General features: G+C 53.7%; 22 protein-coding genes. 6 read left to right on the top strand and 16 right to left on the bottom strand.

From position 1 onward, the window contains the following. Window positions 1-99: 99 nt before the first annotated feature. The 5 genes from metE to LOS79_RS03120 all read right to left on the bottom strand — a co-directional run bounded on the left by metE (window position 100) and on the right by LOS79_RS03120 (window position 6,818). On the bottom strand, window positions 100-2,400 hold the full coding sequence (gene metE / locus LOS79_RS03140) for a 5-methyltetrahydropteroyltriglutamate--homocysteine S-methyltransferase (RefSeq protein WP_315416214.1): 2,301 nt from the start codon (window positions 2,398-2,400) through the stop codon (window positions 100-102). 203 nt (window positions 2,401-2,603) lie between these two features. Beyond that, a complete protein-coding gene (locus LOS79_RS03135) occupies window positions 2,604-3,464 on the bottom strand; it encodes an undecaprenyl-diphosphate phosphatase (protein WP_315416213.1) in 861 nt (286 codons plus the stop codon). A gap of 21 nt (window positions 3,465-3,485) precedes the next feature. Continuing rightward, window positions 3,486-4,109, bottom strand: a complete 624-nt coding sequence (locus LOS79_RS03130) for a DedA family protein (RefSeq protein ID WP_315416212.1) — start codon at window positions 4,107-4,109, stop codon at window positions 3,486-3,488. A gap of 14 nt (window positions 4,110-4,123) precedes the next feature. Beyond that, window positions 4,124-6,073: an ABC transporter permease gene (locus tag LOS79_RS03125; protein WP_315416211.1), complete on the bottom strand. Its 1,950-nt coding sequence runs from the start codon at window positions 6,071-6,073 to the stop codon at window positions 4,124-4,126. Next, window positions 6,048-6,818, bottom strand: a complete 771-nt coding sequence (locus tag LOS79_RS03120; RefSeq protein WP_315416210.1) for an ABC transporter ATP-binding protein — start codon at window positions 6,816-6,818, stop codon at window positions 6,048-6,050. The genes LOS79_RS03125 and LOS79_RS03120 overlap by 26 nt, the downstream gene beginning before the upstream one ends. Window positions 6,819-7,013: 195 nt before the next feature. Between LOS79_RS03120 and LOS79_RS03115 the strand changes: the two genes are divergently transcribed. The 3 genes from LOS79_RS03115 (at window position 7,014) to LOS79_RS03105 (ending at window position 9,014) form a co-directional block, all read left to right on the top strand. Beyond that, a complete protein-coding gene (locus LOS79_RS03115; RefSeq protein ID WP_315416209.1) occupies window positions 7,014-8,051 on the top strand; it encodes an NADH:flavin oxidoreductase/NADH oxidase in 1,038 nt (345 codons plus the stop codon). Window positions 8,052-8,145: 94 nt separating this feature from the next. Then, a complete protein-coding gene (locus LOS79_RS03110; protein WP_315416207.1) occupies window positions 8,146-8,580 on the top strand; it encodes a MarR family winged helix-turn-helix transcriptional regulator in 435 nt (144 codons plus the stop codon). Between the two features lie 158 nt (window positions 8,581-8,738). Next, window positions 8,739-9,014 carry a PQ-loop domain-containing transporter gene (locus tag LOS79_RS03105; protein WP_315416205.1) on the top strand — a complete coding sequence of 92 codons (276 nt, stop codon included), beginning with the start codon at window positions 8,739-8,741 and terminating at the stop codon, window positions 9,012-9,014. 50 nt (window positions 9,015-9,064) lie between these two features. On the opposite strand, the gene LOS79_RS03100 is transcribed toward LOS79_RS03105, so the two are convergent. Together LOS79_RS03100 and LOS79_RS03095 are read right to left on the bottom strand one after the other, a co-directional pair. Next, window positions 9,065-10,039 carry a sensor histidine kinase gene (locus LOS79_RS03100; RefSeq protein WP_315416203.1) on the bottom strand — a complete coding sequence of 325 codons (975 nt, stop codon included), beginning with the start codon at window positions 10,037-10,039 and terminating at the stop codon, window positions 9,065-9,067. A 1-nt stretch (window position 10,040) separates the two neighbouring features. Beyond that, entirely contained in the window at window positions 10,041-10,739 is a 699-nt protein-coding gene (locus LOS79_RS03095) for a response regulator transcription factor (RefSeq protein WP_315416202.1), read from the bottom strand. A 246-nt stretch (window positions 10,740-10,985) separates the two neighbouring features. Here LOS79_RS03095 and LOS79_RS03090 point away from each other — a divergent pair, with 246 nt between their 5' ends. After that, window positions 10,986-11,720, top strand: a complete 735-nt coding sequence (locus LOS79_RS03090) for a class I SAM-dependent methyltransferase (protein ID WP_315416201.1) — start codon at window positions 10,986-10,988, stop codon at window positions 11,718-11,720. A 450-nt stretch (window positions 11,721-12,170) separates the two neighbouring features. Here LOS79_RS03090 and LOS79_RS03085 read toward each other — a convergent pair whose 3' ends face one another. The 6 genes from LOS79_RS03085 to LOS79_RS03060 form a co-directional block, all read right to left on the bottom strand. Next, window positions 12,171-12,965 (bottom strand): TIGR00266 family protein, encoded by a 795-nt coding sequence (locus LOS79_RS03085; RefSeq protein ID WP_315416200.1) that lies wholly within the window; start codon window positions 12,963-12,965, stop codon window positions 12,171-12,173. 206 nt (window positions 12,966-13,171) lie between these two features. After that, window positions 13,172-13,843, bottom strand: coding sequence for a YitT family protein (locus LOS79_RS03080; RefSeq protein ID WP_315416197.1), 672 nt, complete (start codon window positions 13,841-13,843; stop codon window positions 13,172-13,174). Window positions 13,844-14,161: 318 nt separating this feature from the next. Then, on the bottom strand, window positions 14,162-14,662 hold the full coding sequence (locus LOS79_RS03075) for a Crp/Fnr family transcriptional regulator (protein WP_315416196.1): 501 nt from the start codon (window positions 14,660-14,662) through the stop codon (window positions 14,162-14,164). Window positions 14,663-14,858: 196 nt separating this feature from the next. Then, window positions 14,859-16,808, bottom strand: coding sequence for a PTS fructose transporter subunit IIABC (locus LOS79_RS03070; RefSeq protein WP_315416195.1), 1,950 nt, complete (start codon window positions 16,806-16,808; stop codon window positions 14,859-14,861). A 45-nt stretch (window positions 16,809-16,853) separates the two neighbouring features. Next, window positions 16,854-17,765 (bottom strand): 1-phosphofructokinase, encoded by a 912-nt coding sequence (gene pfkB, locus LOS79_RS03065; RefSeq protein ID WP_315416193.1) that lies wholly within the window; start codon window positions 17,763-17,765, stop codon window positions 16,854-16,856. Between the two features lie 37 nt (window positions 17,766-17,802). Continuing rightward, window positions 17,803-18,564 (bottom strand): DeoR/GlpR family DNA-binding transcription regulator, encoded by a 762-nt coding sequence (locus LOS79_RS03060; protein WP_315416191.1) that lies wholly within the window; start codon window positions 18,562-18,564, stop codon window positions 17,803-17,805. A gap of 381 nt (window positions 18,565-18,945) precedes the next feature. On the opposite strand from LOS79_RS03060, the gene LOS79_RS03055 reads away from it, so the two are divergent. Then, window positions 18,946-19,245 carry a hypothetical protein gene (locus LOS79_RS03055; RefSeq protein ID WP_315416189.1) on the top strand — a complete coding sequence of 100 codons (300 nt, stop codon included), beginning with the start codon at window positions 18,946-18,948 and terminating at the stop codon, window positions 19,243-19,245. A gap of 29 nt (window positions 19,246-19,274) precedes the next feature. Here the strand turns inward: LOS79_RS03055 and LOS79_RS03050 are convergent, their stop codons facing one another. Next, window positions 19,275-19,748 carry a hypothetical protein gene (locus tag LOS79_RS03050; RefSeq protein ID WP_315416187.1) on the bottom strand — a complete coding sequence of 158 codons (474 nt, stop codon included), beginning with the start codon at window positions 19,746-19,748 and terminating at the stop codon, window positions 19,275-19,277. 188 nt (window positions 19,749-19,936) lie between these two features. On the opposite strand from LOS79_RS03050, the gene LOS79_RS03045 reads away from it, so the two are divergent. Beyond that, window positions 19,937-21,058 carry an AI-2E family transporter gene (locus tag LOS79_RS03045; protein ID WP_315416185.1) on the top strand — a complete coding sequence of 374 codons (1,122 nt, stop codon included), beginning with the start codon at window positions 19,937-19,939 and terminating at the stop codon, window positions 21,056-21,058. 97 nt (window positions 21,059-21,155) lie between these two features. Here the strand turns inward: LOS79_RS03045 and LOS79_RS03040 are convergent, their stop codons facing one another. Together LOS79_RS03040 and ung are read right to left on the bottom strand one after the other, a co-directional pair. Continuing rightward, window positions 21,156-21,560: a hypothetical protein gene (locus LOS79_RS03040; protein WP_315416184.1), complete on the bottom strand. Its 405-nt coding sequence runs from the start codon at window positions 21,558-21,560 to the stop codon at window positions 21,156-21,158. Between the two features lie 31 nt (window positions 21,561-21,591). Next, on the bottom strand, window positions 21,592-22,260 hold the full coding sequence (gene ung / locus LOS79_RS03035) for a uracil-DNA glycosylase (RefSeq protein WP_315416182.1): 669 nt from the start codon (window positions 22,258-22,260) through the stop codon (window positions 21,592-21,594). Window position 22,261 lies beyond the last annotated feature (1 nt).

Raw genomic sequence — 22,261 nt, 5'->3', positions numbered from 1 at the left:
CCGTAAAATTAAGAAAATAAACCACTATACCTGGATGGGAATACCCAGGAATAGTGGTTTTTCTCTGCCTGTGTCCGGCCGGTTGTTACAGCCTAGCAATCAGCGGCTGACTGCCCCGCTCTTCTCCCGGACTATAACCGCTGCCTTAACCATATTCCGCAGTGCCGCCGTTGTCTCTTCCCAGCCCCGTGTCTTCAGCCCGCAATCCGGATTAATCCAGAACTGCTGGACCTCCAGCGCACGCAGCGCACGCTCAATAGCTGAAGTCATCTCTTCTACGGCCGGTACACGCGGACTGTGAATGTCGTACACTCCAAGCCCGATGCCCTTGTCATATTCCTGCTCTTCAAAGCTGACAATCAGCTCCCCGTGGCTGCGGGAGGTTTCAATTGAGATCACATCCGCATCCATTGCCGAAATCGAAGATATCATGTCATTGAATTCACTGTAGCACATATGCGTATGGATCTGAGTCGTAGCTTTTACATGATTCGTTGCAGTACGGAACGACTTCACAGCCCAGTTCAGATAATATTCATGATCCCTTGCCTTCAGCGGCAGTCCTTCACGGATCGCCGGCTCATCGACCTGAATCATCTCGATGCCCGCCTCCTCCAGCGCGGTTACTTCATGACGCAGTGCAAGCGCTATCTGACCTGCCACCTCTTCCCGGCTGAGATCATCCCGGACAAACGACCAGTTCAGAATCGTGACCGGCCCGGTCAGCATCCCTTTGACAGGAAGCTTCGTCAGCGATTGGGCATACAGGCTTTCCTTGACTGTCATTGGTTCAACAAAAGCGACATCGGCATAGATCACCGGCGGCTTCACACAACGCGAGCCGTAGGACTGTACCCAGCCGCCTCCGGTGAACAGGTAACCCGCCAGCTTTTCCCCGAAGAATTCAACCATATCCGTACGCTCAAATTCCCCGTGTACCAGCACATCGAGGCCAAGCTCCTCCTGAAGCGTAATCGCTTCGGCAATCTGCCGGCGGATGAACCCGTCGTAACGCTCCTGATTCCAGACTCCCTTGCGCCATTTCAGGCGGGCCTGGCGGACCTCAGCAGTCTGCGGAAAGCTGCCGATGGTCGTTGTCGGCAGCAGCGGCAGCTTCCACTTCGCCTGCTGGACCTTCACACGTTCGGAGAATGGCAGGCTGCGGGAATCCGGCAGCTGCTTAAGGCTGCGAACCTGCTCCGCCACATCCTCACGCTGCCGTTCCGGCAGCGCCCGGAAGACCGCCAGTGCTTCGCGGCTTACGGCCAGCTCAGCGGCATACAGCCCGGCGCCTTCGTTCGCCGCTGCAGCGGCCAGCACCAGCTCAGCCAGCTTCTCGCTTGCGAAGGCCAAAGCATTCTTCACCGCCGGCTTCAGCTTGTTCTCGCCTTCGACACTAACCGGCACATGCAGGAGGCTGGATGATGGCTGGAGAATCAGCCGCTCACCCGGCACGCTCTGCTGCAGCCGGGCAACCAGCGCAAGCTTGGCATCAATATCTGCCCGCCAAATATTTCGGCCGTCGATGATACCGGCTCCCAGAACCTTATCTTCCGGCCAGCCCAGCCGTTCAACCGACTTCAGATTGTTGCCCCCGTCATGGATGAAATCAAGTCCGATCCCCTGAACCGGCAGCCCCAGCAGTGCTTCAAGCGGTTCAGCAGCTTCGAAGTAAGTCTGCAGCATGATGTTCAGGCCCGGTACTGCTGCAGCAATCTCTCCGTATATCGTTTCAAGCAAGCTGATATCCCCTGCGGTCAAGCCGGTAACAACAGCTGGTTCATCGATTTGAACCCAGCTTACACCTTCCTGCTCCAGTTCCTGCAGCAGCTGCACATACTGTGGCAGGAAGCGTGCGGCAACAGCAGCGATCTCGTCAGCTTGGAAGCCTTTGGACAGCTTCAGGAAGGTATAAAGCCCGACTATAACCGGTTTGCCGTCTATGCCGGCCCGCTCTTTGGCAAAGCGGTATGCAGCCAGCGGTTTGTTCTCCGTCAGCCGCGGCGTCAGACTGCCGATTTCAGGGACAATATAGTGATAGTTCGTATTGAACCATTTGGTCATCTCACAGGCTGTAGCCCCGGCATTGCCACGGGCCATAGCGAAGTACAAATCAAGCGGTATATCTCCGCCGTCGTACGCATAACGCGGCGGCACAATGCCGAACATAACGGCTGTATCCAGCACATGGTCATAAAAGGTGAAATCACCGACCGGTACCAGCCCGATTCCGGCCTGCGCCTGTGCCTGCAGATGCTGCAGCTGCAGCTCCTCCATCTGTGCGCGGAAAGTCTGCTCATCGGTCGTTCCGGCCCAGTAAGCCTCAAGTGTCTTCTTCCATTCCCGGTTCCTGCCGATTCTCGGGTACCCGAGGCTGCTTGTTCTGATTCCTTGCGTCATCTCTGTCCACTCCTCATCCATATTCAATCTGTCCCTTAAGCTGATGCCATCTTACTGCACGCTTCCCGCCGCCCGCAACAGATTCCGGCTAATTCTGCTATACAGATTCCTTATAGCAAAGTGCCGGATCAGCTGCGGTAACACACCAAAAACCGCATGCTCCTATACAGGAGCTGCGGTTTCCGGCGGCCGGCAAAACCGGTTCAGAACCAGACCAGGTAGACTATAGCAGCCAGGATGATCCGGTATATGGCGAAAGGGAGCAGCTTGATTCTGTTAATCAGCTTCAGGAAGAAACGCATCGACAGCAGCGCGAACAGGAAGGCGCTGATGAAGCCCGCGATGAAGAACGGCAGGGCATCGAGCGTGAAATACTGCCAGTTCTTCACCAGTGAAATCAGGCTGGCTCCGGCCATAATCGGGACGGCCATGATGAAGGTAAAGTCCGCAGCCGCACGGTGGCTCATGCCCAGCAGCACACCGCCGGAAATCGTCGAACCTGAGCGCGAGAAGCCCGGCCACAGCGAAATGCACTGAATCAGTCCGACCGATAGCGCCTGCCTATATGTAATCTGGTCAACACTCTCTGTCCGGGTCTGTTTGGGTGCAAACCGGTCGGCGATAATCATAAATATGGCCCCGATCACAAGCCCGACCAGTACCGTAGAGATGGAGAATAAATGCTCATCAATATAATCCTCGAACAGGAATCCGAAAATCCCCGCCGGGATCAGGCCTACAATAACCTGCCCCAGCTTCAGCTTCCCTCCGGCAGACACCTGCGGCTGGCCGTCCGGCACTGCCGTCATTTCCTTGCGGCTGAACCTCTTAAGCCCAAGCAAATCAATGAACCGTTTACGGAAAATGATGACTACCGCAAGGATTGAGCCCAGCTGAATCACTATTTTGAACGTATTTGCCGTATATTTTCCCAGAAACTCTTGAGACTTGAGCCACATGTCATCCACGATAATCATATGGCCCGTTGAGGATACCGGAGCAAATTCAGTCAATCCTTCTACAATTCCTAATATAATTGCTTTGATAATGGTCAGCAGCTCCATGGTCATCCCCCTTTTGGTTAATCAGCCCCGCACCTTGCCGGCATTCAGTCTTTTACGGTAAAACAGCACACCGAGCACCAGCAGCCCTACAGCAATAATCGCATACACAAAGCTGGAATAGGTTCCGATGTATCCGGCGATATCTTCCCAGGATTCACCGAGCGCCGCACCCAGCAGTACCAGCAGCAAATTCCAGCCTAGTGTCCCTATCGCCGTAAAGAGCATGAACACCCCGAATTTCATTCCGGACATGCCCGCAGGGATTGAGATCAGACTGCGTACAAGCGGGATCATCCGGCAGAAGAGCACGGTCCAGTACCCGTATTTGTCAAACCAGGCATCCGCCTTGCGGATATCCTTCCCGCTGATCCGCAGCAGGCCGCCCCAGCGCTCCACGATCCGCTCCAGTCTGTCCACATCCAGCAGACGGCCGATCCAGTACAAAATGACCGCGCCGAGCAGCGAGCCTGCCGTTGAGGCGATCAGTACACCTGTTATTGTCATATGGGTCGTTGTCGTCATGAATCCGCCGAAGGGGAGAATCACCTCAGAAGGGATAGGCGGGAACACATTTTCCAGCGTCAGCATTAGAAAAATACCGAAATATCCGAACTGCTCCATAAAATCCGTAATCCAAGTTTGCATTTGCGGCCTCCTGTTTAGAGCAGATTTTTCTTGAGATTGCGTAAATAGCGGCTGCGGATAAGGAAGAAATAGATTCCCTGTGCAGCCAGATAACCGCCCAGCACCGCGCCTGTCTCAGCCGCGATGGACAGATAGAACAGACGCTGCAGAGCTATAAAGGCAAAGACACTATGGGCAATAGCCAGCAGAACCGGAACAAAAAACATCAGGGCCAGCTGTGAGGTTACACTGCGGTCAAGCTCCCGGTCAGTGAAGCCCATCTTCGACAAGGCCGAATACTGGAACCGGTCATGCTCCAGGTCCACATATAACCTGAAATACAGGAAGCTGCCTGCAGCGATGAAGAAGACCGTCCCGACGAGCAGGGAAGCAAACAGCATCGTACTGTACAGGGTCCGCTGAATCTCAAATAATGTGCCGCTGACGACAATGGCGTAGCTGCGCTTACTCTCGTAGGCAATCTTCCCGCCGTCTGCGAGACTTGAGCCAATCCCAGCGGTCTGCGGGAAATCCTCCATATAGAAGCCGTAGTATATATCCTGCTGAACCGGAATAATGCTGTTATAGAGGCTGTCGCTAATAACAAGGCCGCTGAAATCGCCGCCGCCCCGGCCATCCAGCTCCGGCAGAAGATATTCAGCAACCGGCACATGCTGCGTGTAGCCGCTCTCGCTGATGTCCAGCCCCTGCGCCAGCTTATAATCAGCCTTGAACCGTTCACCGGTCAGGCTGCGGTCCCGCTGGGAGCCAATCATCACCAGCCCGTCATTTCCTTCCAGCGGCGGCTCGGAAGACTCAAACCCGGCATATTGCAGAGCCAGCAGATAATCGCTGTAGGCCATGAGCGGCAGCCGGTCTGTATGATCCGGGCCGGTCTGCGATTCGACTGCGGCGTATTTAACCGGAATCCTCAGTATGTTATACTCCACACCTAAGTTAATCAGCTCCAGTTCAATGCCGGCCAGATCCTGCTCTGCTGAGGAGCCGGCTGCTCCGCCTTTGGCGGTGTAACCGACGGCCGCAGGATAATCCAGCTTCAGCTCCCGGGATAACGTATGGATGGAGGCGAACACGCCCACTGATGTGAAGGAGACTGCCGAGACAATCGTCACCATAAAGAACATCCGTCCGTTATCCTTCCAGCGGTAGGACAAGCCCGAGAAGGTGATAATCCGCATCCGCTGCCAGTAAAAGCGCCGGAGGCTTCTCAGCCGTTCCACGATATACAGGCTCAGCTGAGTGTAGAACAGGTAGGTTCCGATGACCGTAATCGCCACCACCGGAAACATCATCACTTCTACGGTGGATGCAGTAGTCCGTGCAGCCAGCACATAGCCGCCCAGCAGCAGCAGGCCGGAGAGCAGTGCCAGCGGGCTGCGGACACGCTGTGCCCTCTCCCCGCTGCGTCCGCGCTGAAACATTCCTCCCGGCGATTCATTACCGATGAAGGTGAAGGTTGATAATGAAATCAGCACGAACAATACAGCGTAGCTGATAATTGTCAGCACCAGTGCCTGCCAGCTGAAATAGAAGCCCAGCGGGGGAATGCCGAGAAATGCTGCACCGATCATCAGGAACAGCTTGCCTAACAGCATGCCAAGAGTAGTCCCTGTGAGAATGGCCGAACCGCCGATCAGCATATTTTCCAGGAAGACCATCCCGTTAAGCTGTCCTTTGGTCATTCCGTGCATCAGGAGTATCCCGAACTCCAGCTTACGGGACTGCAGGAAGGAGCCGACGGATACAAGCACGAACAGAGAGCAGAATACGTAAATGATTCCTTCCGCCATCATCATTGTTTTCGCCGCGGTATCCAGAATCAAGTCTCCTGCAATAGCCGGATGAAAGATAAACAGCGCACACAGAAAGAAAATCATGACTGAGAATGCACTGCTCACGAAGTAAGCGGCATACTTGCGTTTGCTTCTGGTTACATTCCTAAAGGCGAACTGCCGAAAGGTCATGGCCGTCTCCTCCCAGCAGCGACAGCATATCAATAATATTCTGGAAGAAAGCCGCCCGGCTGCTGCCCCGGTACATCTCACTGTAAAACCGTCCGTCCTTGATAAAAATCACCCGGTGGCAAAAGCTGGCTGCCACCGCATCATGCGTGACCATCAGCACGGTTGCTCCCTCCGCTTCGTTCACCTCGGCGAGCAGCCCCATGACTTCCTGGGATGTTTTGGAGTCGAGGCTGCCCGTAGGCTCATCGGCCAGAATCAGCGAGGGACGGTGAATCATCGCTCTGGCAATCGCTACACGCTGCTTCTGGCCGCCGGAGAGCTCATGGATGCGCCTAGGCAGCAGTGCCGTAATATCCAGCCTTGCTGCTACTTCGGCCAAACGCAGCTCCATTTCGCGGACAGTTCTGCCGCCAAGGGTCAGCGGAAGCACCACATTCTCTTCAGCCGTGAGCGTATCCAGCAGATTGAAATGCTGAAACACAAGCCCCAGCTCCTCACGGCGGAACAGCGCCTTCTCCTGGCGGCCCAGCAGATTCGGGTCCCGGCCGTTAATCAGCACCTGGCCCGAGGTCGGCTCATCGATTGTGGCGATGACGTTGAGCAGTGTGGTTTTGCCGCTGCCGGATGGTCCCATAATGCCAACGAATTCACCCTTCTCCACGGCGAAACGGATATGATTAAGCGCATGTATGGATACCTTGCCTTCATAAATTCTGGATAAATGGTGGACGTCTAATAGGGGCAAGGGCTTCCGCTCCTCTTTCACCTGGATTGTTTTCATTATACAAACAGTACACTTTGCCAGCTATTTCTGAAACTTACAACTACCTTACAGTATTGTAAGCCATAAATTCCAGTTGACAGGGCTCATCTTGCGGTCTATATTTATATGCATGAGCATACATTTAATAATTAGCCATAACAAAGGAGCGCACAATCAATGAAGAACCTGTTCACCCCCTATGAGTTTAAAGGCCTGCAACTGAAAAACCGGGTGGTTATGCCGCCTATGTGCCAATACTCTGTTACGAATAAGGACGGTATTGCCACAGACTGGCATTACAACCACTATGTAAGCCGGGCAGTCGGCGGTACCGGGCTGATAATTATTGAGATGGCTGATGTTGAACCGGACGGCCGCATCACTGATTATGATCTTGGGCTCTGGTCCGATGAGCAGATTCCTGCACTTAAGCGTATTGTCGATGCCATTCATGCCCATGGTGCCAAAGTCGGCATCCAGGTTGCCCATGCCGGACGCAAGGCTGAAGATGCTCCGGTGCCTGTATCGTCTTCCGCGATTCCATTTGATGCTGATTCCAAAACACCGCGTGCCCTGACCACGGCTGAAGTGAAGGAGATGGTCGGCAAATTCGGGAAGGCAGTAGAACGTGCTGTTCAGGCCGGCTTTGATGTCATTGAGCTGCATGGGGCCCACGGCTATCTGATTCACCAGTTCCACTCGCCGTTGACCAACCAGAGAACGGATGAATACGGACAGGATCTGAATCTGTTCGGTAAAGAAGTTATCGCTGCTGCCAAAAGTGTGATGCCGGCGGATATGCCGCTGATTATGCGCATTTCCGCACAGGAGTATGTAGAAGGCGGATATGGAATTGCCGAGAGCCTGGAGATCAGCCGGGCGTATAAGGAAGCCGGGGCCGATATCTTCCATATCAGCGCAGGCGGTGAGGGTCCGATAGCGGCAGCCGGGAAGCCGGGCACTCATGCTGCTTATCAGGTACCGCTGGCCAGAAGCATCAAGCAGGAGCTGAATGTTCCGGTGATTGCTGTAGGACGGCTGGATGAAGCTGTTCTGGCGGATGCCGTTATCGGCAATGAGGAGGCAGATCTGATCGCGGTCGGCCGCGGGATGCTGCGCAATCCTTACTGGACCCTGGAGGCAGGCGTACAGCTTGGCAAAGATGCCGGCGTTCCGAAGCAGTATACCTTCGGCTTCCCCCGTGCGAGAGCCTAAATCACTTATCCCTGTGGTGTCCTTCTCTGACTCCAAATGGTATACTGGATTATAATTTGATTGATGACAGTAACGTGCGGGGAGGAATGAAGACATGAAGAACACCCTTGATAGTGGCCTGATTGCCAGCTGGCTGTCACTCTCCCATATCCAAATGAATGTTGCCGCTGCCCTTGAAGCCAAGCTGATGGAGAACTACCAGCTATCGCTGAAGGAATTCTATGTGCTGCTGTTTCTGTCCGAAGCCCCTGAGCAGAAGCTGAAGCTGCAGCAGCTGGAATCCATGGTCGGACTCAGCCAGAGTGCTGTATCGCGGCTGGTCAGCCGGTTTGAAGCCAAAGGCTGCGGTGCGCTTGAGCGGAAGGTCTGTGATGATGACCGCAGAAGCATCTATACGTCCCTGACGGCCATCGGGCAGAATAAGGTGGACCGCGCTCAGGTGACCGTAAATGAAGTGCTGCAGGAAGCTTTTCCTGTAGCAGATGCGCAGGCGCTCCTGCAGCAGCTTGCACAGCATAAACCGCAATAGGCCCGGACAGAAATCTGCCGGGCGGACCCGCAGTCCCGTATGGGGACTGCGGGTTATTTTTATATAACCGCCAGCTTGTCGCCTTCGGCTGTCTAATCGTAACCTCTGCCCGGTCCCCGGCATACAACGTAATAAACGAAGAATAGCGGGGTGTACGCATGTTGTTCACGGTGATGCAGCTGGCCGGCGGATTGATTCTCGCACTGGGCTGGATTCCACAAATTCTGCAAATATTGAAGACGCGCTCAGTCGCAGATCTCAGCCTGAAATCTTATCTCCTGATGCTGCTCGGCATCGCACTTATGGAGGCTTACGCGGTTAATCTGGCTGCCCAGGGGGTCGGACTGGCATTTCTGATCACCAATTCCCTGTCGCTCTCGGTCGTAACAACAGTCGTCGTCCTCATCCTCCGGTACCGCGGAAACAGCAGGTAGAAGGGACGGTGCCCAGTAGGGCTTATTCAGACCGGCTTGTGCAGCTTTTTTCAGAAAATAATCCGTACGGTCGTTCCTTTCCCTACCTCCGAGTGAATCTCCACCTCATGCTCCAGCTTGCCGCAGATCTGCTTCACCAGATACAGCCCCATGCCGGTCGATTCCTGGAAGCTGCGGCCGTTAACGCCGGTGAAATAAGGGTCGAACACCCGCGGCAGATCACCCGGAGGAATGCCTACCCCCTCATCACGCACCTCAAGAACTACCCTCCCCTGCTCCTGGAGGCAACCGCGGAAATGGACGAATCTGCCCTCCTCCACCGTATAGCGCAGGGCATTCGTGATCAGCTGGGTCAGCACAAAGGACAGCCACTTCTCATCCGTAGTTATTATGATGCCGCTCTCTACCGAAATCTGCGGAAATACCCGTTTGCGGATAAACAGCCGTTTCTGCTCAGAGGTCACTCCCCGTACCACTGCCGCAAGCTCCAGCCGCTCCACATAGAAATCATGCTCAAACGTATCCAGGCGGGCCGTGTACAGCACCGTTTCCAGCCCTTTCTTCAGCCGGTCCAGCTCATCGCCAATCGCTGTATACGGCGGACCATCTTTGTCCTGGATCATGAGATGAATGACTGAGAGCGGGGTCTTCATCCCGTGCACCCACTGGTTAATGAAGTGGATATGCTCCTCCAGCTTATGGCGGTAGTTATGCAGATCATTCTGATATAGCCGGAACTGCCTGGCCAGGAGCAGCCGCAGGCTCTCAGCGAGCGGAGTATTCTGCTGCGGCCCGCCGGACTCCTCCAGCGTTCCGGGAACGGTCATCAGCCGCTCGTAGAACGAGCGGTTCGCCAGATACCGGTAAGCCAGATAGCCGAGCAGGAGAATCGTGCTAAGCAGCACCGCATACAGGCTTACAGTAACGCTGCTTCCTCCGTCAAGCCTGTATACAAGCGTAATAATCACAAGCTGGGCCAAATAGACCGCGATTATCGGAGACTGCTCCCGGATGAACAGCTTCATATTACGCCTCCTCCCAATTCTCGCAGAGCCTGTAGCCTTGGCCGCGTACCGTCTGCAGCCCCTCCATAATATCCAGGGCAGCCAGCTTTTTGCGCACACGTGTTACATAGACATTCAGCGTGTTATCATCGACGAAGGCTTCGGTATCCCAGATTTTCTCCAGCAGCCGGTCACGGGTGACAATCGTACCGGCTTTCTGCATCAGCTCATCGAGAATCTTGGCCTCTGTATGGCTGAGATCAATTTTCATCCCGCCCCGGACCAGTGTCAGGCGCTCCACATCCAGCTGCAGACCGGCGACAGAAAGACTGCGTTCAATACCGCCTCCGGCGTAGGAGCCGTAGGCGCGGCGCAGGTGGCTTTTGATTTTGGCCATCGCAATCTCATAATCAAAGGGCTTCGTGATATAATCATCCGCCCCGTTCTCCAGCGCCATCACCTGATCCATCTTGCCGTCGCGGGCGGATATGAACAAGATCGGGCAGGTTGAGACCGCGCGGATCTGGCGGCACCAATAGTAACCGTCGAATTTGGGCAGGTTCACATCCAGCAGCACCAGCTGCGGGGCAAACGCCTCGAACTCCGCCCGTACCGCATCAAAGTCATGCACTGCCCGTGTATCGTAGCCAAATTTATGTAAGTAGTCCTGAAGCAGGGTTACCAGTCCCCGGTCATCCTCGATAATGAATATTTTGAACATGCTGGCCCTCCGATTACTGCCTTAGCGTACTAAGGGGTTTGCCCCATAACATCCCGCACAAAGCAGGGCTTAGCTTCGAAGCTGGCTAAGGTACTTTGCGGGGAGCCCGAAGTCTTATAAAATCTATACAGGTAATATATACAGTACCTGTACTCCAGTCAAATCTGAGGTATACTTTCCATGGGTAACCCCGTAATATCAGAATCCTAATTAACAGGCCATACGCCGCAGCGGAGGACATGCCTTATGAAGCAGAATAAATATGATGTCGACAGTTTCTTCGAGAATTACAGTGCAATGCCCAGATCTACAGGAGGACTTGAGGCTGCCGGGGAATGGCACGCCTTCCGCGAACTTCTGCCCGAGTTGAAAGGCAAGCGGGTACTGGACCTGGGCTGCGGCTTCGGCTGGCACTGCCGGTATGCGCGTGAGCAGGGGGCGGATGCTGTAGTGGGGATTGATCTCTCAGCGAATATGCTGGAGCGGGCCAGGGCAATGACCAGCGATCCGCAGATCGAGTACCGCCAGCTTGCCATAGAGGATACGGAGTTCGCCGCGGATGAGTTCGATACGGTGATCAGTTCACTCGCAATTCACTATATCAATGATTTCGCCCTGCTCTGCCGGCAGGTGCAGCATTGCCTGAAGCCGGGCGGGGCATTCGTGTTCTCTGTTGAGCACCCCATCTATACCGCACTCGCCGCACAGGACTGGCACTTCGGCCCGGAAGGCGAGAAGCAGCATTGGCCGGTCGACAATTACCACCTGGAGGGGCCGCGTCAGGCCAGCTTCCTCGGACATGAAGTGACGAAATACCACCGCAGTACGGCCACTTATATCAACCTATTGCTTGATTCGGGCTTCAGCCTGAGGCAGATCTCCGAGCTGCAGCCGACTCCGGACATGCTGGAGATGAATCCGGCGTGGCAGGAAGAGACCCGGCGGCCGATGTTCCTGCTGCTGTCTGCGGTGAAGTTGTAATATTAGCCATGGACCTATGTGTACAGGATAGAAGTACTGGCTACTGGTAAAGTATTGGTGCTGATTGCATTTTGTACAATAAGTGATAATGGGAGGTTAAACTCATTCTATTGTATTTCATACATTTGAATTCCGATCATTTGCCCAAAAACACCTGTTCAGCAATAATCTAATGTACAGAGTGCTTTAGATTCACTTTTCCGGCTGGTAAAGAGCTTATCTAGTGTACAAAGTACAATAGAGGGTTCGGGGCTTGGAGGCAGAGCAGCTAGGGGCTACGGCCCTGGAGATAATCGTCTTAGCATGCAGCCGGAGTCAACAACTCTGAGCCGTAAAAAAACAGCCGCCCCCGGAATCCCGGCGGGGCGGCTGTTGCTTGCGGTTTTGTCTGGCGGCCGGCGGAAATGGCGGACAGTTCCGCAGGCCACCGTCTCCGGCACGCAAGCTCCGTTACTTGCCGTCGAGCAGGTTGCCCAGGCCGCCAAGGATGCTGCCCTCTTCCTTACGGCCGCCCGCGCTGCCGGCCGACAGGATGCGGTCTGCCATCCGGCTGAACGGCAGCGACTGCACCCACACCTTGCCCGGTCCGCGCAAGGTGGCGAAGAACAGGCCTTCGCCGCCGAAGAGTGCCGTCTTCACCCCTTTGACCATCTCGATATTGTAATCGACCGAAGAGGTCATGGCGACCAGACAGCCGGTATCGAGCCTGATGGTCTCTCCAGGCTGCAGCGTCCGCTCCAGCACATGGCCGCCGGAGTGGACGAAGGCGAGTCCATCCCCTTCCAGCTTTTGCATGATGAAGCCTTCTCCGCCGAAGAAGCCCGCCCCCAGCCGGCGCTGGAATTCGATGCCGATCGACACGCCTTTGGCTGCGCAGAGGAAGGAATCCTTCTGGCAGATTACCTTACCGCCATACTGCAGAAGATCAAGCGGAATGATTTTACCCGGATAAGGGGCAGCAAAGGTTACACTCTTCCGTCCATAAGCCCCGCTGTGTGTGAAAACTGTCATGAACAGGCTTTCTCCGGTCAGCAGGCGTTTGCCTGCACCCTTCAGCATGCCCATCAGTCCGCCGCCCCGCGAGCTCCCGCTCCCGTCACCAAAGATCGTCTCCATCGTAATCTCGGGATCCATCATCATGAAGCTGCCCGCTTCCGCAACAACACTCTCGCCCGGGTCCAGCTGCACCTCTACACACTGGATTTCCTCGCCCATAATTGCATAATCAATTTCATGTGCACTCATTCTCGGACTTCCTCCTTCAACTAGTGGGCCTGGCTCTACTTCTACCTTATGCATCTTGCTGGTTTGAATGACATATATACGCTGCCTTCCGGCTTGCGGTTTCAGACTGGGGCTGGGCAATGTGCTTACACACAAAAAAAAGACCAGCCGGACTTTCGTCCGCTGACCTTTCATCATCCCCGGAATACGGGGGCATCTGACGTAATTCAAGCTACCGAGCTATCCTGCGGTTGGCCTAGTGAAGGCTGAATCTTCGGAGTCTTGACCAGCTTCGATCTGCCCAGAGAGGTTGTAAATGTAATCACATAACCGGCCACAACAACAGCCATTACGGTGTACAGGGTTTCTCTGAGAGGCATATAGAAGAGTGACAAGCCCAGCACAATTACATCCATCAGAATAAACACGGTGCCTACCTTAATTCCTTTCCATTCACTGATCAGCAGCGACAAAATATCGTCACCGCCGCTCGCCCCGCCGCCACGCAGGACCATTCCCGCTCCAAGACCTGTCAGCACACCAGATAACAATGCCGCTAGCGGCAGGTTATCCTGCAGGTCAATAACCCATCCGGAATAGCGCTCCATCAAGCTGTAAAATACCGTAAAGGCAGCTACAGAGATGAAGGTGTTCATTACGAACGATTTTCCTTTGAAGATTAGTGCGATTAAGAGTACAGGAATATCCAGGATTAAGATGGATAACGATGGTGAAATCCCTAGTACGTATTTGCCGAGCAGTGACAGGCCCACAAATCCGCCCTCGGTCAAATGGTTCTGATAATTGATGTGATAATACGTAAATGCAAGCAATAATGTTCCGGACAAAATAACAGCTAGTCGGAGCGGCAAACTCATGCCACTGTCTTGTTTCTTCATTACTCGGTCTCCCCTTATCGTAAATGGCGGCTAGACGTCCCACCAGCCTCTACGACGGGTTAAACCGGAGGTGTTGCTCCTTCGCATACAATACTCCCTTCCCTCGCAGAGGCGGTTCTCGTCAATTAACAACGAATCACGCACATTCTACAGGGAAGCTAAGTATAAGACAGATCATAACGTTTCCAAATCGTCCTTTGGGGAATCGTCCTTCGGGGACACATGGTATCCTGATCCTTTCTTTAGTTTAATAGGTTCTGAATAGATTATACCACGCTGCAGGGCCATTCTAAACAGATTGCCAATAAATTTCAGTAATTACTCCTGATTCCGCAATAAACGGTTGACGGTTTCCCGGCGGACGCCGATTAATTGTCCGATTTCTTCCTGTGTCAGCAGGTCTGTCAGCAATGCGCCGTGTGAGTATTCATTCAGCCAGCGGGTCAGCAGGGCCATCCGGTCTCCAGGCGTGCCTACCGTGAGGTGATCCAGCCTTGTCTGCATAAACCGTACCTTCTCCTGCAGCAAAAGCGCGACCTCCATCACCTTACCGGGATTCTCCTTAAGCTCGCGGTACCATTCTGCAGCGGGAATGAGTTCCACCTCACTCTTCATCATCGCTACTGCTGTTCCATGCGCCTCCTTCGGCGAAATGAGGGAATGATGGGGAACGGTCTCACCCGGATAGAGCAGGTTAAACAGCACCATATTCCCGTTCTCATGCAGTCTTGTCACCTTGAACAGCCCGCTCTTCACCCGGTACAGGTTCTGGCCGCCGTCACCCTGACGGAACAAGACTTCACCTTTGTGCATAATCATCTCGCATTCTCCTTTGCCTTCTCTTTATATATATTTTAATTATACCGAAATACGACAAAAAAATGGAGCCCAGGCGGAAACGGCTTTGCCGCTCTTTCTGAGGAGAGTATCCGTTACAGCAAAAAGAAACCGCCTGAAGAGCAGGCGGCCTCAGGCGGCTTCCTTGCTCCACGGCAGTTTCCGGGAATGGATTACATTATTTTGCCGCGAGCGGCTTTTTCCAGAGACCGAGCATCAGACCGGAAATGACGGAGCCGATCAGCACAGCCAGCAGGAACAGCAGCGCATTGCTGGACAGGAAGGCTACGAATACGCCGCCGTGTGGTGCAGGAACGTTAAGGTTCCACAGCTGGGTGAGGCCGCCGGCAACGGCTGAGCCGATGATGCAGGAAGTGAGGACACGCAGCGGGTCAGCTGCAGCGAATGGAATTGCCCCTTCCGTAATGAACGACAAGCCCAGCACATAGTTGGTTAAGCCTGATTTGCGTTCGGTTTCTGTAAATTTATTCTTGAAGAATGTAGTGGCCAGGGCAATCGCCAGCGGAGGCACCATACCTCCGGCCATTACAGCAGCCATCATCAGGCCGTTTGTATTACCGCTGGAAGTGAAGACACCGATCGCAAAAGTATAAGCTGCTTTATTGAACGGGCCGCCCATGTCAATTGCCATCATACCGCCGAGCACCAGTCCCAGCAGAATTTTGTTGCCAGTGCCCAAATGGTTAAGCGCATCGATCATGCCTTCATTAATCCAGCTGAATACCGGATTGAACAGGAAGTACATAACACTGCCGGTTATGAGCAGGCCGAATACCGGATACAGCAGAATCGGCTTCAGGCCGTCAAGGGTGCGCGGCAAACCTGAGAAGGCTTTACGCAGCATAAGAATAACATATCCGGCCAGGAAACCGGCAGCCAGGCCGCCGAGGAAGCCGGCGTTGGCATTCAGAGCCATAATCCCGCCGACCATACCCGGCATAAGCGCAGGGCGGTCACCGATGCTGAGAGCGATAAATCCGGCTAAGATAGGAATCAGGAAGTGGAATGCGCCGTCACCTCCGCCAATCGTCTGCAGCAGCTTCACCAGCGGATTGTCGACACTGGCGACCTGCTCAATCAGGAAGGAGATAGCCAGCAGAATTCCGCCGCCGACTACGAACGGAAGCATGTGGGAGATCCCGTTCATCAGGTCCTTGTAGATCTTGCCTCCGATGGTACCGGACTTCACCGCAGCGGCTCCGCTGTCTGTCTTGCCGGAGCTGCGGTAGACCGGTGCATCGCCCTTGACCGCGATCCGGATCAGCTCCTCCGGTTTGCGGATTCCGTCACTTACCGGCCGCTGCAGTACAGGCTTGCCATTGAAGCGGTCCATCTCCACATTTTTGTCCGCAGCAATAATAACACCGCTGGCCCGGGCAATCTCATCTTCCGTCAGTACATTTTGCGCACCCTCGGAGCCGTTGGTTTCGACCCGGATGTTCACGCCCATCTCCTTGGCTTTCTTCTTCAGGGCATCCTCCGCCATGAAGGTATGGGCAATTCCCGTAGGACAAGCTGTTACAGCAACCACGAAGGCCGCCGAATCCGGGTTTCCGGTAATCATACGCACCGGCTCAGCCTGCTGCACCGCAGCCTTCTGCACCTCTTTCTCCGCAGCCGCCTTCGCTTCCGCCTCGGCTGCAGCTTCTGCCTCAGCCTGCTTGGCGTCGAACAATGCTGTGATTTCCTCAGGGGTCTTAGCATTCATGAGCTGCTCTATGAATTCGCTTTCAATGAGCAGCCTCGACAAAGCCGCCAGTGTACGCAGATGCACATTTCCCGCTCCGTCCGGAGCGGCAATCATGAAGAACAGGTGGGCCGGAGCTTCATCTAAGGAAGCAAAGTCAATCCCGGTGCTGCTCTTGGCGAATACGACAGTCGCTTCATTCACAGCCTTGGTCTTGGCATGAGGCATTGCAATGCCTCCGCCGATGCCTGTGCTCGACTGGGCTTCACGGGCAAGGATCTTTTCCTTGAACAGCTTCACATCACTAATCCGGCCGCTGGCTGCGAGACTGGCGATTAACTCATCGATTGCCGCTTCCTTGGTTGTTGCCGCCAGTTCCATAATCATTGTTTCCTGTATCATCAGATCCGTAATCTTCATTAATATCAACTCCTAAAGGTATACTTCATTCTCTTGTAAGGCAGTTTACAGCTGCGACAGTACTATACTTGGACGAAGCTCTTCAATCAGCTGCCGCTCTGCCAGGTCATCAGAGAACGCTGTTGCGCTTCCTGAAGCCACTCCGGCGCGGAAGGCCTCCAGCAGATTCCCGGTCAGCGACAGGGTACCGACAAATCCGGCAATCATTGAATCCCCTGCACCTACTGAATTCTTCACCTGGCCTGCCGGGGCACTGGCATGGTATACCTCCTGGCCGGATATGAACAATGCACCTTCTCCGGCCATCGATACAAGCACATGCTTCGCACCGCCTTCCAGCAGCTTGCGCCCGTAAGTGATAATCTCCTCTCTGGTGTTAATGGCAACGCCGAACAGCTCTGCCAGCTCGTGATGATTAGGTTTGACAAGCAGCGGCCCCTGAGCCAGGGCTTCTTTGAGGGCCTGACCGGTTGTATCAATGACAAATTCTGCCCCCTGCTGCCTGCATATGGCGATCAGTCTGCCGTAGAAATCATTGCCAAGCGACGGCGGAATGCTTCCCGACAGGATCACAATATCCCCCAGCTTCAAGCCGTCAAGCTTGTGCAGCAACTGCTCAGCCTCGGCTGTGGTAATATCCGGTCCGGCTCCGTTAATTTCGGTCTCTTCTCCCGCTTTAAGCTTAATATTGATCCGCGTGTCATCTGAGATATGCACGAAATCACTGTCTATCGTCTCCTTGCGCAGCCAGTCTTCAATGTACCCGCCGGTGAAGCCGCCAAGAAAGCCGGTCGCCGTATTAGCTACTCCAAGCTGGTTAAGGACACGGGATACATTAATCCCTTTCCCTCCCGGGAGCTTCATATCCCGCTTCATCCGGTTTAGCCCGCCTGTAATAAACTCTTCAACCTCCACGATATAATCGACGGAAGGGTTAAGCGTAACTGTATAAATCATTTGTCATCCCTCATTATTGTGGTTTGTACGCTCTGTCTTAGGCCAACGTATAATCAATATCCAGTTTCCCCAGCTCCCGGAGGAAGCTCTCCGGCACTGCCGTATCCAGAATGTAGTGGTCGATCTCCTTAAGATCCGCTACTTTGCAAAAAGAAATCTGCCCGATCTTGCTGTGGTCAGCCAGCAGAATGCTCTGCTTCGCCACAGAGATCATTTTGCGCTTGGTAGCTGCCTCCAGCATGTTGGGGGTGGTGATGCCTTCCCGTAAATCCAGCCCGTTCGTTCCCAGGAATGCCTTATCTACCCGCACCATATCCAGTGAACGTTCAGTCATCGGTCCGACAAAAGCCATCGTGTCCGGCCGCAGCATTCCTCCGGTAATGGACACCTCGATGTTGCGGCAATCCTTCAGCTCGTTAAGTGCCATGATGGAGTTGGTGATTACTTTCAGGTTACGGAACGATTTCAGCGCCCGGGCAATCTGCAAGGTTGTCGTTCCGCCGTCCAGCAGGATCGCATCGCCTTCCTGAATCATCTCTACTGCCTTACGGGCGATCCGCAGCTTCTCATCCAGGAACCTGTCTTCCTTATCCGGAATAGCCGCCTCAAAGTTTACACTTTGCAGAGACACTGCCCCGCCATGTGTACGCTTCAGCAGGTGCGCTTCCTCCAGCTCCTTGAGATCACGGCGCACCGTTGATTCCGAGACTGACAGCTCCTGGCTCAGCTCCTGAACCGATGCTCTTGTATGCTCATTGACAAATTGCAGGATACTCCGTTTCCGTTCTTCTTCAAACATGATTCTCACTCCTCAGGACGGGCAGCTCAAGCTGTCCGGATTCCTATAATAGATCATCTATTTGAGTTTGGATTAAGGTTTGCTCAGTTATTCGCTCATTACTGATCGTTATTGACCATTTGTGCTCATTTATGATTGTAACAGCGTTTTCATAACCTGTAAAGTGCTTTTTTTCTGCTTTAAAAACAGCAAAATATCCCTTTTTCACAAGGTTTTTGCGCTTCCCACCGTGTATCCGGCCTGTTCATGCTCATTTCTGCTCATTTCCGGATGAGTCCTCCGCAGCTCTGCTGCAGCAAATTACCTCCCGATTGCCTATTTCATAACAGGACGCTGCAACATATTTTATATTACATATGGGGAAAAGCGGGTGAACACGAAATGGCCAATAACAGCGATAACTATGGTTATAATCCTGCCGGCAACAACAGCGGAGGCAAGAATGCCGGCAGCGGAAGCAGCAGTAATACGGCAGAAAGCGAAGAGCTGAGTGCTGAAGACTATGCAATCATTGCCGCCGGCTTTGGTGTTCTCGGCGAATTATTCGGCTTCCTTTCCCTGGTCAAAGCGAAGCAGGTTACTAAAGCTACAGGGGGAGAAATCGGCATTGATCCCGTTCTCTTCGTCCAGGCACGCAAAAAAGCGGCAAAACGAAGATCCCGTCCGCCGCGTAAATATTAAGCTCCGCTTTAGTTCTGTGCCCTGCCCGCTTATCCGGACCGGAGCGGCACTGCTTGATGCTTCTCAAATATGGATTGTACCTGTTCACGCTGCTTCTCTTCCCGGAGGAGCACGATCACAATGATATGCTCAAGATCAGCATGCGCCGCATACGCTTCAGCATCCTCCTGCGGGATACCAATACCGATCAGACTGACTGTGAGGCTGTCACTTTCAATATCAGCTCCCGCCAGCTTGCCTGCGGCCGGACCTGCTGCCACAGCCGTATCATCCAGCATATTAAGGCCGACACCCAGACCGCGCGCTGTACCGAACAAACCCTCATTGCCTTCACCGGTCTTCACAGCCCCTATCCCGGCGTCATGGCTGATAATCTCAAGTGTATTTTTCTGCTTCGTAACCGCCGATATCTCCTTGGCTTTAATTCCGTACTCCTTCAATTCCCCGATTGCAAGTATTGCATCGCTCCTGTGTCCAAAAATCCCTACAACGAGAGTAGGCATCTCACATCCCTCCTGTTACTGCGATATTAACCCTCTGTATACCGCTTGAACCCGGGACAAGCCGGTGCTGAATCAAAGTCTTCCAATCCGGTTATAAAGATAGAACCGGAGCTTCAGCAAATTAAATAGAACGCTGCTGCTCGTGTTACGTATACATAAACATAAATTTAGAGATTGGGGGAGCAACTGTGCTGCAAAGCAAATATTTCCGGACATGCCTGGCTATTATCGCATTTCTGACTATCCTGTATCTGGGCTCCAAAGTAATCTTTCTGTTCTCGCCGCTTGTGGCCATCTTTAATCTGCTGCTTGTGCCGATGATGCTGTCAGGCTTCATGTTCTACCTGCTCCGGCCGCTCGTGAATTACCTGGAGAGTAAGAAGCTTAACAGGGCCCTCTCCGTTCTGCTGATCTATCTGGTCTTTGCCGGACTGTTCGTCCTGTTCTGGGTGCTGGTCTGGCCGACACTGCGTGAGCAGATCCAGAATTTCATCGACAACACGCCTTACCTGGTGCAAGGGCTGCAAAACCAGTTCAACCAGCTGCAGAATGAACCCGCCTTCTCCCGGTTTTTCCAAGGGGATACGGATCTGACCACCCGGCTGACAGGCTACCTGAATGATGCCATTGCATGGGTAACGAATTCCATGTCCAACCTGATCAGTGTCGTTTCCAGCATTGTAGTGGTTATCGCGACGCTGCCGATTATCCTCTATTACATGCTGAAGGACGGACATAAGCTGTCGCCCATTCTGCAGAGTCTGGTACCCAGGAAATACCGCAAGCAGGGCCAGGATATCCTGAAGGATATCGACAGTGCGCTAAGCGGCTTCATTGTTACCCGCGTCCTGCTGAATGTGGTGCTGGGCATCATGCTCTATATCGGGTTCCTGTTAATCGGCCTGCCCTATTCACTGCTGCTGGCGGTGATCTCCATTCCGCTTAACTTCATTCCTTATGTCGGATCACTGCTGGCAGCGATTCCGGTTATCATCGTAGGCTTCATTGAATCCCCTTCGATGGCCATCTGGTCGCTGGTAATTATTCTGGTTGCCCAGCAGATTCAGGATAATGTCCTGTCACCGATCATCTACGGCAAATCGCTGGATGTGCATCCGCTGACAACCGTCCTGCTTGTTCTGGTCGGCGGAGATTTCTTCGGTATTATCGGCGTGCTGATTGCGCTGCCGGTATACATGATCCTCAAAATTCTCTTCCTGCGGATTTACGAGATTATCATTGCTGAACGCGGGGATGAGCCTGCAGCCGAGACGGAGACCGTAGTAATAACGGATAATGAACCGCAATAACCACAGTAATCCCAGGCACATATATAATCTTAGCTTACAAAAAAAGGGCAAGTCACCCCGGATGGGGGACTTGCCCTTCTGCTTGTGAACCCGATACTCAGCCCCGCAGCGAGCGGACTACAAAGATGTGATTACCCTTCAGCAGGTTCTGCCCGTCCCGGAGCGTGACTGAGCCTTTGGTATGCGCCACAATCGTCGTATTGCAGGCGATCAGCTGGTCGCCTTTCCAGACTGTAACGGCAGATTTGAAATAGACTGCGTTATCAAACTGCTGGCGTTCTCTCATTACATATCCGACAGAATGGAGAACCGGGGGCAGGGCCCTCTCCTTGGGAGCCAGTGTCTTGATGTACACAATGTCACGAAAAGGGACGGTAATTTCCTGATGTCCGATTACGGCTACCGAAGCTGCAGGGTCCCACCTGCGCAGAACGCCTTTCATAATCGTATACGGCTCCTCCCCGCAGTACATAATGACCGGTCTGCCTACCCAATGCTTCATGGCTCCACCCCCTTCTTGTTGTGCTTGCTAATTATAGATTCGGTATGGACCAGTCGATTCCTGTAAGCCCGTGCGATTCCAAGTACTGATTGGCCTGGGAGAACGGGCGGCTGCCGAGAAAACCGCGGTGAGCCGAGAACGGGCTCGGGTGCGGAGACTGGATAACCTTATGCCTGCTGCGGTCGATAGCCGCCCCCTTAAGCTGGGCATGGCTGCCCCAGAGGATGAATACCATCGGTTCAGTCCGTTCGTTCAGCTTCTCCATAACAGCATCGGTAAATGTCTCCCAGCCTAGTCCCTTATGCGAGTTCGGCTGGCCTTCACGTACAGTGAGCACGGCATTGAGCATCAGCACTCCTTCGTTTGCCCAGTGCAGCAATGACCCGTGATTCGGGGCCGCTACGCCCAAATCCTCATGCAGCTCAATATAAATATTGCGCAGCGACGGCGGAATCCGCACCCCCGGCTCAACCGAGAAGCTCAGTCCATGTGCCTGTCCCGCACCGTGATACGGATCCTGGCCGAGAATAACCACCCGGGTCTTATGGTATGGCGTCAGCTTCAGAGCCGAGAACAGCTTGTCCTTGGGCGGGTAGACGGTGTATTGCTTATACTCATGCGCCAGCGCATAGCGCAGCTCATTGAAATACGGCTTTTGAATCTCTTCCTGCAGCACTTCATCCCAATCATTGCCAAACATC

Origin of the sequence: Paenibacillus sp. MMS20-IR301 (genome assembly GCF_032302195.1) — a bacterium.
GTDB lineage: Bacteria > Bacillota > Bacilli > Paenibacillales > Paenibacillaceae > Paenibacillus_AQ.
Note: the sequence above shows the minus strand (reverse complement) of the source record. Positions and strands in the feature narration are given on the sequence as shown.